The organism is Bacteroidota bacterium (assembly GCA_016183775.1).
In the GTDB taxonomy this organism is placed as follows: Bacteria; Bacteroidota; Bacteroidia; order JABDFU01; family JABDFU01; genus JABDFU01.
In genome coordinates, this window is sequence record JACPDY010000124.1 from 1 (window position 1) to 14113 (window position 14113).

Below are 14113 nucleotides of genomic sequence, written 5' to 3' on the forward strand. Positions count from 1 at the left end.
AATTCCGTGGTCATCGGCGGAAACAATACCAGTTTCGTGTCCGGCACTGTAACAAAGTTTGGTAATACGGCTTTTACTTTTCCTGTTGGTAAACTAAATAATTACCAACCGCTGACTATCAGCGCACCGGCTAATGAAGTTGAAGCGTTCACGGCAGGTTATAATAATAGTGTACAAGGGTTTGGAGCAACACTCGATACCGGCCTTACTGACCTTAGTACCTGTGAACATTGGACACTCCAGAGAAACACCGGTACATCGACAGTAAATGTAACATTGGGTTGGAACGCTTCAAGCTGCAATGTGCCGTCAACAATATCAAATGCCCGTGTTGCTTCATGGGATGGAGCAAAATGGAAGAACTTAGGAAATTCAACCACCACAGGCAATGTAACAGCAGGTACTGTTACCTCATCAGTGCAGGCGACAACTTATACTGCATTTGCACTTGCTCAGCGCCTGCAGGCGCCAACCGATTACAATTTTTATTCGGGAGCGGTTAATTTAACCATGAACTCCACTTCGGCTAACGCGGCCTATTCAACAGTTGGAGCCACAAGTGATAATAATCCCGCCCCGTGCTGGAATACAACAGGCGGAAGTAACGTGTGGTTCAAATTCACCGCGAATTCTACCCAGCAGGTAAGTGTTCAGCTTTTCACGGGAGGTGCATCAGGCACAATTCAATACCCGTACATCGCGATATGGCAGGCCGATGGTACCACTCTTGTTAAATGCAATACATACGCCTCGCAATACGACAATGTTGAGGTGGGCGCAGTTAGTCTGACCTCTGGTGCCACCTATTATATTTCTGTGGATAACAACAACGGCTCAGCTGCCTATCGCGGGACCTTTAAATTATCCATAAACGATGCGGTGAATTACGATTATTACCAGGGCGCAACTGATGTAAGCCCGATAATAAATTCCTGTTCAGCCGCTAATGCATATACTACCACAGGTGCAACAACCGACAAAACCCCGGGTACATGCTGGAATACAACAGCGGGCAGCAACCGCTGGTTCAAATTTGTTGCCACTTCCACCCAGATCAAAGTGGAGGTTAAAACAGCAGGTGGGGCCGGTTCATTGCAATATCCTTATGCCGCGCTGTGGTCAGCCGATGGAAATACCCAACTGGCCTGTCAAACCTATTCATCACAATACAGCAACTTAAGTATGAGCAAAATCGGACTTACTGTTGGTAATACCTATTATATTTCAGTGGATAACCACAACGGATCAGCGGCTTACAGGGGAGCATTCCAGTTATGTCTGACTGATGCGGTAGATTATGATTATTACGAAGGAGCGGTTGATGTTAGTTCGATCATAAATAATTGTTCCGCTGTGAATGCCTACACTACAGTTCAGGCTACATCCGACAAAAATCCGGGATCGTGCTGGAATACAACCGGGGGAAGTAATCGCTGGTTCAAATTCGTTGCCACTTCAGCACAACTTAAAGTGGAAGTTAAAACTACAGGTGTTGCGGGATCTATACAATACCCTTATGTTGCATTGTGGGCAGCCGATGGTACCACTCAGGTGGCTTGTCAAACCTATTCTTCACAATACAGTAACCTGGGGATGAATAAGACGGGTCTGACTATCGGAAACACCTATTATATTTCAGTTGATAATCATAACGGCTCTGCTGCTTATAGGGGAACATTCCAGTTATGCCTGAGTGATGCGGTAGATTATGATTATTACGAAGGTGCTGTGGACGTAAGTTCCATCATTAATAATTGCTCCGCAGTAAATGCCTATACTACAGTTCAGGCAACTTTTGACAAAAACAAGGGGGCGTGTTGGAACACGCTTGGCGGCAGTAACCGTTGGTTCAAATTTGTTGCCACATCCACCCAGATCAAACTCGAAGTTAAAACTACCGGTGTAGCCGGTTCAATTCAATATCCTTACGTTGCTTTATGGGCTGCCGATGGAACGACCCAACTGGCTTGTCAAACGTATTCCTCCCAGTATTCCAATCTCAGTTTAAATAAACCGGGATTGACCGTGGGAGCAACGTATTATATTTCTGTCGATAACAATACCAGTTCAGCCGCGTTCCGTGGAACTTTTCAGCTTTGTTTGAGTGACGCTGTGGATTATGATTATCATGAAGGCGCTGTTGATGTAAGTTCTTTGATGAATAATTGCTCAGCTGTAAATGCTTATTCTACAGTACAAGCCACAGCTGACAAAAACCCCGGATCATGCTGGAATACAATTGGGGGCAGCAACAGGTGGTTTAAATTTGTCGCCACTTCCACACAGATCAAGGTTGAAGTTAAAACAACAGGTCTTCCCGGCTCATTGCGATACCATTATGCGGCCTTATGGGGAGCTGATGGTACAACCCCGGTGGCTTGTCAAACCTATTCATCCCAGTTCAGTAATTTAAGTATGAATACAACAGGCCTGACTGTTGGCAACACCTATTATATTTCAGTGGATAATCACAACGGGTCGGCCAGCTACAGAGGTTCATTCCAGTTATGTTTGAGCGACGCGGTAGATTATGATTTTTATGAAGGAGCTGTTGACGTAAGTTCTATCATGAACAATTGTTCGGCAGTAAATGCATATACAACAGTTCAGGCAACTCTTGACAAAAATCCGGGATCGTGCTGGAATACAACCGGAGGAAGCAACCGCTGGTTGTGGCGTGTCAAACTTATTCAGCGCAGTACAGCAACCTCAGTATGAGCAAACCCGGACTCACTATCGGCAGCACGTATTATATTTCTGTTGACAACCATAATGGCTCTGCAAGTTACAGGGGGACATTTCAGTTGTGCCTGAGCGATGCGGTTGATTATGACTTTTTCGAGGGAGCCATAGATGTTTCTTCTTTGATCGATACCTGTTCTGCTGCAAATGCGTACACAACTGTTCAGGCTACATCCGACAGAACTCCGGGATCGTGCTGGAATACGATTGGGGGAAGTAATCGTTGGTTTAAGTTTGTGGCGTCTTCTGATCAGATAAGAATAGAAGTTAAAACGGCCGGTTCTGCGGGCTCAATACAATATCCTTATGTTGCATTGTGGGCAGCTGATGGAAGTACACAATTGGCTTGTCAGAAATATACAACCCAATACAGTAATATAAATTTTTCTAAAACAGGGTTAACTATTGGAAACACCTATTATATTTCAGTGGATAATCACAATGGTTCTGCTACATACAGGGGAACCTTCCAATTATGCTTATCCGAATTCCGAATTGATTACCTGGTAAATGATATTACCCCGACACTTCCGGGCAGTGGTTCTATTAGCGCGATCCCTGTAAATGGCTTACCGCCTTATACATATATATGGTCAACCGGGAGCACTCAAAGTAATATTACAGGGCTATCTGCTGGTAAGTATTTGGTTACGGTAACTGATGCATCTCAAACTATAAAAAACACAATAATTTATGTTGGTAAACAGATCAATTGGATCAGTCCGAATGCCGGAGGTATAGCTATTCAGCCGGATAATCAATCACTTTTAAAAACAGATAACCAAAACATCTGGGGCACTGGTACAGTAGGTTCGAGCAATAGCCTAAACACGCTTGATTCCAATTGGGTTGAATTTAAGGTAGCACAGAAAAACATTAATTATGTCGTTGGTATTGCTACAAATATTACTGACCCTGCGTCATTATCGGCGAACTATAAAATATTTGTGGAAAATAATATTGTTTTCGCTGTTGAGATAGACCAGGATGGAAACTTTATCAAAAAGCAGATCGGCACTTCAAAAAAAGGTGATGTATTAAGAATTGAACTTACCGGATCTACCATTAATTACCTGCTGAATGGACGAATATTGTTATCAACGGAAAACTTTCCGCTCACACAATTTTATATTGAATCCGACATATACAATACTAACGCCATTGTAGGTAATGTAAGAAGTTCATTTTGACAATAAATAATTTTAAACATGAAGAATATGCTAGCCGGTTTTAAAGCAAAAGTTTGTGCAACAACAATGTTTTTTGCATCACTATTGTTTGCATTAGTGATCCCTTGTGTTTCGATCGCTCAGATAGTGGGCGGAGATCGTGCGAATACCAATTCTGGTCCAATGGAAGTGAAACCATCTGAACTAAGCAAAGGGGGTTTTAGTGATGACGTTAGTTTATTTACCGGCGCATACAATACATCGTACGATCTTGGAACCGTTAAAACGCCTGCCGGTCTTTCATATAACTTAAAGCTTAATTACTCTTCAGTATTTACTACAGGTGATAATGTTCCGGTATCAAGCGGTATTCCTTATGGAGAGGGCTGGTCAATTGCTGTTCCCACAATTTCCGTAATGGCGGAATCCTATTTTAACTATACAAAGTCACAGGAAAATGCTTTCAGAAGCGATGTTAATAATTATGGAAATACTGTTCCTTTTTTCCTAAATCAGGACCCAAATTCACCCGACGTTGCTAAATTAAATGCTGAAGGTAGTATAATGTGGTATGCACCTAAAATATCAATACCTGGGATCATAAGCGAGCGTTTTGTATTTAAATACCATGATCCCATAAAAGGAAGTGTTTTTGTTCCCTATAATTTTGAAACGTATGTTGAAGCCTATTATAACAGCACTTGCAATAATGGTGATTGTTCAGATGGCAGTTGGACCGTTCATTTAACTGATGGAACAGAATATACTTTCGGAACGAACATGACGACTACTCGAAATGCAAGTAATCAACGATATAGCAATGATCCCAATCACTCAGATAACCATTCGGTTAATTCAAGTGTTATTGGTCCTCGTAAAAAGATAACTACTTGGTATTGTACTATTATTTCTAATAACAATAGTGCTCCAAATCAGGGGATAAAATTTCTTTATAAAAAATTCGGAGCATTCAACCAGTATAAGGAATTTCTGCAGGGAAATGGGTTTAATGTCGCTCTTACCAATGGCGCTCCTGGGTTGGGTGGGTCTATTGCATCTACTCATGATTATACAGAATACAGAGATATTCTTTTGACAGAGGTTCAGGCTTTTGCAGGAGCACCATTAACAGAAAAAATAGTCCTTGATTACAGAACAATTATGCGGGCAGCATCTGATTTAAGCAGCTCGTTTACCACAAACAGAATTACTGGTGATTTTCCCTCAAATATGCTCATCGTTGGTGGAGCAGGGGTTTCTCGCTACGATTCACTTTACAACTCTAAAACAGTTTATTCGCGTGGAGTAACGAGTAGCGTTTTGATCAATGAACAATCAATAATCGGAAGTCCATATGCAACCAGTCCAAAATCATTTGATTTTGAAGGAGGCTCAATGTGGCACAGATATTATCATGTGAAAAGTCCAGCAAAAACAAATCCAATAGAAAGTATTTTAAAAACCAATCCTTATCTTGCTTGCGATGCATCGGGTACCTGTACTCCATATTATAAGCGGGTGGCTTTTACCAATCCGACTCCACCAACAGATTTATCATTCAGTCATGGCTTCCTTGAATCCCCACAAATATTTGTAGATGATAATGGGAGCAGGTTTGTAGCGGGAGATACCTATGAGGTAAAAACACTTCTTAATAACCAATTGGGAACGACAAATCGGTTTTGCAATGTAGATATTAACATTGTAGGTGGGGATAAATTGTTTAACAATAGTGAAGATGAAAATTGGGACCAAATATCTCAGTTAGATTATCAGGGTACAAGAGGACTTACAATCTTCAGTACATTTAACCAGGCAATAAAGTGGAATACATTAACAGGCGGGGTTAATCCTACTCCCAATGGTGCCGATGGTTATACTGTAACTTCCAATCTTTTTACGATGCCGAATCTTCCTGTTGAGTATAGTGGATTTAGGATACAAGTTGGCCCGGCCAATTCAGATAATGATTTTGATTCACAGGGAATTCTTGATTACAGTAGTCAGCCATATGATTATTTGAATTTTTCCGGACCAGAAACAGTCAATTCTTCTAAAACTTATTTTAATAGGAGACTTACGACTTCAGTTGCTTCGGAAGTTGGATTGCCTTTAAAATCAACTGATCCAATACCTCAGAATTTCGGCATTGGCATGCCATGGCAAATGGTTTACGGCATTTATTCATCTCATGATTTTTTAAGTTATACTTTTGTTCCTTATGCTTTCAATTTTTGGTGGAATCATTCCACGGCTAATTTTCTTTCTCCTGCTACATGGTCCAATGTTCCAACCCTGGCTGACGATAATATGAAATTAAATGCATTGGAACTTGTCCGCTATAGCAAAAACCCATACATGCTTTATAGCGTTAAGCATTATATATATAATAATGAACAAGTTGTTTATTCTACCAAAACAAGTCCTCCAATAACAACAGCTCCAACATTGGTAAGTCAGCTTGATTTTAGTTATAAAATAGTATCTTCCACAATTCTTAACAATAGTGTTGGTTTAGATCCCGCAGTGTTTCAAAATAGCAAAATGCCACGTTATATTTTCTTGTTGAAGAATATCCGTCAAGTTCCGGTAAATCCTTCAGAAAGTAATTTCCCTGCTCCGATATTCGATTATTCGAAAATACCAATGACACATTTTGAATATACAGCATACCAAAATGATCAGAAAGGTCAGGTTGGTCTTAATTCGGACATTGTCGCACTAACTAAAGTAACCGATCAGCTTGGTGGCGTCACCGCTATTGATTATTATGATTTGAATTACCAAACCGATCATCCTGATCAGTCGTTGTCTCACAGCAGATATCTTGTAACAACTCCAGCAAGTGGCCCTGATATTAATTTCCTTGCTTTAAGAATTGGAAACCCACGTGCATTGGAAATAATATTATCCGTTAAATCGAAGCGACTTGAATCGGAAAATATATTTCCGAAACAGTGGAATTATGAATATTCTCAAAAATTGAATCCAAGAGTGAACACCCCATCACTAAACGATCCCGCAAACGGTAACGATCATTTCAGAAGTTATTTTATCGATAGGGATTTTGGATTTGGACAGGTAAAGGTCATTGAACCTGAGTTGCAAGGGAATTTAGCGAGAAACTATACTATATACAATCACTTTGGAGGCAGCTCAAGCAATACATTTGAAAACTATTTGTTGTTTGGTAAATTAAGTAAAGCCGAAACATTTGATGGCACAGGATTTAAAATTAAGTCAACTGTAATTGATTATGCTGAGTCGGTGGCATATGTTAATGGGATGTTACGGACAGGGAATATTGCTACTGGCTCTTTCACCGCTATACGGAAAACACCTCCTGTTTCATATGATAACGATTATGACAATCGAAGTAATTACCAAAATTCTTTGGGATTGGATGGCGGCGATAATTCTCCCCGTGATTTTCGCTACTCTCTTAATTCAGGTATCAACTTTAATGGATATGCATACTCAAACTCTGCTTCAATTAGTTATTTTTTGCAGGATCAACTTGAAATAGATGGACCAACCATTTTTAAGGAATATTATTTGCATAGCTGGTTTGTAAGAAAAACGAAAGAGAGCACAACTACATATGAGAAAATAGTTTCTAAAAATCTTTATAATATATTGTCTGGTTCTCTTTCCAATGGAAATGTTTCCGTTTTTCAATCTGCTTCATACACTCCAGGCTCCAATATTGCAAATTCCTCAATAACACCAATACCTATTGGCATTACTAAGATAACGGAGTATAACTGGTGGGATGCAAGTTTTCGTGGCAATACCAGTAGTCCCGGATACAAAGTTTTATTAAAGAACTTTACTGACGATAGTCTCGATCTTAATTTTGAGCCTTCCTGGCAATTATACAGTACTAAAACATATTCTCCACAACATCCTGATGCCTACCAACAGGAAGAATATTTTCATTTTTATGATTTGAAAAATGATTACCAATTTGGTCTCACGGTTAAAAATCAGTTCGATGAATTATATCATACTTATCACAATGGGTTAAGAAGCTTACTTTATCAAAAAAGAACAACTTTTAAAGCTATAAATACTGCACCACGTTCTTCATCAACGTATTATAATTATGCCGCTGTATGGACGCCTACGCCAGATGAGCAGGGAGAAAATTCAACTGTTTCCTTTACCGGAAGTTCTTGTTCAACTGTAAAGCCTGAGCCATGTATACCTGTTGCACCTGGAGATCATGGTGCCCCGGATGGCTATAACTCTATCCCTGTATGTATCGGTAATTCGTATTACTGGTGTCCTACCCTTGCTAATATCGCTTCCACTGGCGACTGTCCTCCAAGCGTCCAAGCGGAAAATTGTCATCCGGGCGCAACACAGATGTTGAATTTAGGATTGTTGCTTTATAAATCTACTGTAGTTGATTTGAATACGGAAATTTCTGCCACAAATGCAAATTATTTATCTCTGAATAATCTTACCCCTTCTCCCATACTTCGGTTTAGTGGCCCTTTCACAAGAAATGATAATTTTCTTCCTCAGTTACTTTGCGATGCCAATAATAATATATATTTCGGCGGTATTACAGACCAATATTTTAAACCTGTTTATCCATTCGATAATTTAATTACAAATGAAGTTATAAGACGCACTAACCTAAATCAGGTAAAAGAGGAACGTAATGAAAAAGGGCTGCGCACACGATACTACTATACAAAACCACTTGCTATCAGCCATCAAAATACACTTTGCACTGAAGACGTATACGTTACATCACAATATAAAAATGTTGGCCTCCCTGTAGCAATAACTGTTGGTTACGACAACAATGACTCCCTGCGCACCGAATTTGTTTACAATATGGATAACAGCATTCAAAAAATTACCGATCCCAACGGAAAAATTATTGAGTATGAATACGACGACTTTGGCCGCTTAAAACTGCAAAAGGAAAACTCCCGTAAGCTCAGCAGTATTCAGTACCATCAGTGGGAAAATGATCAGGCGCAGACATTTACCGCGCGCGCCGCTCAAAACTTTGTAGAAACATATACATTTAATGAAACCGGAAGCAATGTAGCCTTGCACTCGCGTGCTTATGTTGATCCGCTCGGGCGGAAGTACTGTAACCTCGCGCAGATAAGCCCCGATGCCACGACAAATGCTTTGGCCAATGAAATGGTGTACAGCGGCGAAACTGTTTACGACAACTGGAACCGGCCTGTAATAAATTACAAACCTTTTCAACGCACGGGTAGTTTCGCTATTGATTATACCCCATTCTTTAACACCACCGAATCGGGTGCCACCAAATTGCATGCCGACCAGGTTTTTGAGAACAGCCTCAACTCACGTTTGCTGCGCTCATCAAAATATGGGCAAAATATAACAACCGGCGTAGCGGTAAGTAATGCGTATAGTTTTATTACAGGCACAGCTTTGGGTTCTGAACTTAGCCTCAGCAATGCCGAAAAATCATTACTTATGTCCGATCAAAACGGAAACAGTTTTGCCAACTATACATTTATCAAAACTGTTACCACCGACGAGGACAATAAAATAATTGCGGAGTATAAAAACGCAATGGGGCAGCGCATTGCGACCCGGCAAATGCTGGGCAGCAGCACAAATGTTGTTACACTGTTTATATACGATAGCCGCGGCAATATTACACAGGTAATAAACCCCGAAAAGCAAATCACCAACTACAAATACAATTTGCGGGGTAACCTGTATGAAAAGCAAACTGTTGATGGCGGCATTAGCAGGTATTTGTATAACGAAAGCGGACAGGTAGTTTTGGAACAGGACGCGAATGCCCTGGATGGTGTTGACGATGCCTCTGCCAATACCTATTTCCGTTTTTATTCATACGATCTCTTTGGCCGTATCACAAACCAATCAAGGGTGCATTATGGCAGCAGCTTCACGGCCTTTAACGGGCTTTATCGTGACGCGACTTCGGCTAATAACCTGTACCAGTTCACCTTTTCAGAATTGATGACGTATAGCTGGCTGTTCAATGTTGGTAATGGCGCCGGGTTATTGAATATTATAAACGATCACCAAAGGGAAAAACAATGGTTCTACCACAGCAAACCTGCCGTAAGTTCTAATCCTGATTTTCCGAATTTGCACACCCAGGCTGTCAGCAACATCAATTCGGATATGACCAATTTAAAAGGCCGTGTAGCTGCATCCATAAGCTATAATCATACAAATGCGCCAATACAATATTGCTTATATTCGTATGACAATGAAGGGCGTTTGAAATGGGATATAAAACAATTTAACAAAGCCGGCATCAGCGTCGGCAGCCAGGACATGGTTAACAAAATAAATTATCCTATTTACAACCTGCAGGGCAGTTTAAAAACCGAACAGGTTGATATGGGTGCCGACGGAACTGTTGAAATGGCTTACGACTATCAATATGATGGATGGAACCGCTTATCAGTAGTTTCGGCAAATGGGCAAGCGCTGGCAAGTTATCAATATAATGATGCACTTGGCCTGATAACCGTTGAACGGCATTTGGGCGAAACGGTGGGCGCATGTCCGCAGGCAACAGTAAGCACACACCAATACAGTTATGATGATCGCGACAGGTTAACTTCCATAACCGGCGACCTGTTCGATGAATACCTATATTACGACAGCCAACACCCGCAGGCAGCAACCGATAATTTTATTGTGAGTGCCAGCAAAAATTACAATGGCAATATAAACGCCCTTAAAGCCGTTTATAAGTTTAATAACACAACAAACGCATCAACACTTAACATGGCCTTTAGCCAGCCCACCATTTATGGTTATAAATACGATAGGCTAAACAGGCTGACTTCGGCTGATGCCAGCGTAATGGAAAACTTAGTAAGCGCAGGCCCTGCAACACCTGCCCGCTTGTACGGTGATGAAAATTTCACATACGACCGCATTGGTAATATTAAAAAGCTGAACAGGTATTTGTATAATTCACCGGCATCGGTAACTGCAGGAGCAACGAATGATGCGGACATCTGGACGTACGGATACACCACAGGCACCAACAAACTTTCGAGGATTGATCAGATCGGGGACGTGTTATCAGCCCTCATTGGGCAATACACATACGACCAAAACGGGAATGTACGAACCGACACCAAACGCTCGGTTAACCAAACCACTTATGGCCGTGCAAACCTGCCTGTGTCAATGACCATTGATAACAAAACTGCAACATATTTTTATGGGGTTGATGACAGCCGTTTATACAAAAAGCGGCTGAACAACACCAACAACACAGTTGAAGACGAGGCCTATTATTTAAAGGATGCCGCAGGCCGTGATGTGGCAATACTGAATTTGCTCAACAGCACAACAGATTATTATGTATACGGTAAGCAGCGAGTAGCCAAACTACAAGGTGGCAGCACGCAATATTACACAACAGACCATTTAGGTAATACGCGTGTTACTTATACAGCCACAGCAAACTGTGTACCTCCGTTAAACAATAACCCACCAATATTAACGGTACAGCAAACTGTATTGAATGTGAATGATTATTTCCCTTACGGGAAAATACTACGGAGTTATGTGAGTAGCAGTGATGAAAAATTTGAATTTATTGGAAAGGAAAGAGACGTTGAAACAGGATTGGACTTTATGACTTATCGCTTTTATGATGGTGATGTTGCAAGGTTTTTACAGAAAGATCCGTTGGCTGATAAATTTCCGAATAATTCACCATTCGATTATGCTCAAAATCGACCTATCAATGGAATTGATATTGATGGATTGGGATATTTTCCTATTATATCTTTCCCACAATTCGATATAAGTACATTCATATATTCAAAAATAAATTCAATTGCGACTGCTCGTGGATTAGGGTCAAATTCACAAACAGTGATTGGAACGAATTTTATTGATGCAATTTTTTCTAGATATACAGACTTATATGCTCAAAAGTATATTTATGAATTCAAGTTTAGTACTGTTAAGGAAGGAAGTGCTTCCGATGCTTTTAGGCATGCATTTTGGAGTGCATTAATGACTATTAATTCAAATTCAGATTTTGCCACTCAAATGGGTGATGCTCATGAAAAAGATTCTAAGAATTCATCTACAATGAGAAATATGGATTTTTTCAATAATTCAGTTGGTAGAATTATTGGCTCTCTAAAAGGGGAATATGATCATAAAAAGTTGTCACTACTCATTTTGGACAAAATAAAAAATGGTGAATTAATAATGGTAAACAAAGACAATGATGGGAATGAATTATTTGAAAAGTCTCATTTAGATGATAAAGAGTATGAAGATGTAAAGAATGCTATCAATGAATATGATTTTAATAAAGCGAAAGATGAAGTAGAAAATAATGACGAAAAGGAAAATAATTAAAACCATCAACCAAACATGAATTTCAAAATAAAACACTTATTCGGCCAATCATTTTTTTTTGCAAATTTAATAATTATTGGATGCGGCTCTCCCATTAGGAAAGAAGATCTGGATTTTAAAAAGGACCAAATAGAGAACCTTAGGTCTTATTTGAACAAGGTGGGAGTTGAAAATTCAACCAGTAATTTTTTACAATTTCTATATTCTCATGAAAAGGATACAATTATATTACTGGATTTTGCTGCGAATTTGAATTTTGATAGTTTAATTTTAATTCCTGGTAATCTTCAGAAGGACTTGATTGAATCAAAAACAGGATTAAAGAAGCTTCCCGTTTTCTATTCTCCAGAAGATATGAGTTTAATTTTATTTAAGCAAAAAAGTAAATATACAAGCTATGTATATTGTGATGATGATTCATTAGAATTTAATGTCCCATTTGCCAAACTTGAATTTGCCAAAACGGACACTTCACTTTTGGTAATTAGGAAGGGGGTAAAAAAAACTTGGTTTGAGCTGAAGGCTGAAGACTTAATTCAATAATTTTAAAAGGAATGATCAATAGCCCCTGATTTTAATCAGGGTTTTTGGTATGAAAGTACGAACGCAAAGTAAAATAGTGATTAAGGAAAAATTATTTTTAAGTTGTGTTCTTTGAAATAGAAAAAACGGAAGCGGTCGCAGAGTACAACTCTTGCAGATCAGCAATTTTTTAAGAAATTTTATTTTGCAAAAAAATTAAAAATTGCACTCGTCTGGCGACCTTGCTGGTGGTGGGCCATTTGCAGGCATACCAATAGACCAGGGCAGTAGACCACAAGGTTTATTATGGCAGCGTAGTAATACCTTAGTAGGGGAACTTCAAAAACAGGTTCCGGGATTAAGCTATCCGAGGTATAACGTAATATTCAACTTTGGACAGGCAAACGATTATAGTACAAGGTTTAATTTTGTGACTAAATAAGAACGGCATGAAAGTTGATTAAGCAATGGTTATGTGGAAATACTTGAAATATTTACCTGTAATAGTTGTTCTGTTAGCCTTTACTTATAGTAATAACCAAACAATAAGGAATCTAATTAAATGGAACGAAAAAACACCGCTTGAATGGGAAGATTTTAAGGGTATTCCTCCTAAAGGGGCAGTTGAAGCAGCTATAACATCATACTCAATATTACTTGACTCTGCAAAAGTTAAAAATGATTCTGTTGTAGCATTAGTATTGTGTATAATGAATAGAAATAACTCATGGGTAAAAGGAGAAAAGAATGAATATGTTTTAAATCATGAACAAGGACATTTTAATATAGCTGAAATATATGCACGAAAATTAAGACAGATGATATTAAAATATAAGTTTGATAAAAAAAATATTTCTAAAGAATTGAATACATTGCGCAACAAGATGATGGATGAATGTGATAGCTACCAAGATCAATACGATATGGAAACTAACCACAGTAAAAATAAGGATAAGCAACGGGAGTGGGATAGAAAGATAGCGATGGAATTAAAACAGATGGAAGCCTATAAAACAGAGCGCTTAAAATTTACGTTGCGATAAGAAGGCTTGAAACCATAGCCGTGGTGTTTTAACCCACGGATTGAAACCATAGCCGTGGTGTTTTAACCAACGGATTGAAACCATAGCCGTGGTGTTTTAACCAACGGAAATGGTATGAAGGTACGAAGTGTGCCATGAAACAATAGACCTGTAAGTTTATTGTATGTTGTATAAAAGATGATAGTAGGTCTATCACAGTCGCTGTGTAAGCAGAGGCTGTAAACCGCCTCTCGGTGCTGGTTTAGTAATAAATTGGTATTG

General features: G+C 39.4%; 5 protein-coding genes. All 5 read left to right on the forward strand.

Annotated features, from left to right (window positions below; all coding sequences use genetic code 11):
* A partial coding sequence (locus HYU69_14670) for a hypothetical protein (protein ID MBI2271585.1) occupies nt 1-2718 on the forward strand: 2718 nt, incomplete at its 5' end.
* Nucleotides 2715-3932: a hypothetical protein gene (locus tag HYU69_14675; protein ID MBI2271586.1), complete on the forward strand. Its 1218-nt coding sequence runs from the start codon at nt 2715-2717 to the stop codon at nt 3930-3932. The genes HYU69_14670 and HYU69_14675, both read left to right, overlap by 4 nt.
* Nucleotides 3933-3950: 18 nt before the next feature.
* Entirely contained in the window at nt 3951-12287 is an 8337-nt protein-coding gene (locus tag HYU69_14680; GenBank protein ID MBI2271587.1) for an RHS repeat-associated core domain-containing protein, read from the forward strand.
* Nucleotides 12288-12302: 15 nt separating this feature from the next.
* The gene (locus tag HYU69_14685) at nt 12303-12830 is read left to right on the forward strand and encodes a hypothetical protein (protein MBI2271588.1); all 528 of its coding nucleotides are present in this window, start codon (nt 12303-12305) and stop codon (nt 12828-12830) included.
* Nucleotides 12831-13282: 452 nt separating this feature from the next.
* The gene (locus HYU69_14690; protein ID MBI2271589.1) at nt 13283-13852 is read left to right on the forward strand and encodes a DUF922 domain-containing protein; all 570 of its coding nucleotides are present in this window, start codon (nt 13283-13285) and stop codon (nt 13850-13852) included.
* Nucleotides 13853-14113: the final 261 nt, after the last annotated feature.

Bases quoted from the DNA above. Each gene is read 5' to 3' on its own strand.
- HYU69_14675 (MBI2271586.1), top strand. From the start codon at position 2,715: ATGAGCAAACCCGGACTCACTATCGGCAGCACGTATTATATTTCTGTT.
- HYU69_14680 (MBI2271587.1), top strand. From the start codon at position 3,951: ATGAAGAATATGCTAGCCGGTTTTAAAGCAAAAGTTTGTGCAACAACA.
- HYU69_14685 (MBI2271588.1), top strand. From the start codon at position 12,303: ATGAATTTCAAAATAAAACACTTATTCGGCCAATCATTTTTTTTTGCA.
- HYU69_14690 (MBI2271589.1), top strand. From the start codon at position 13,283: ATGTGGAAATACTTGAAATATTTACCTGTAATAGTTGTTCTGTTAGCC.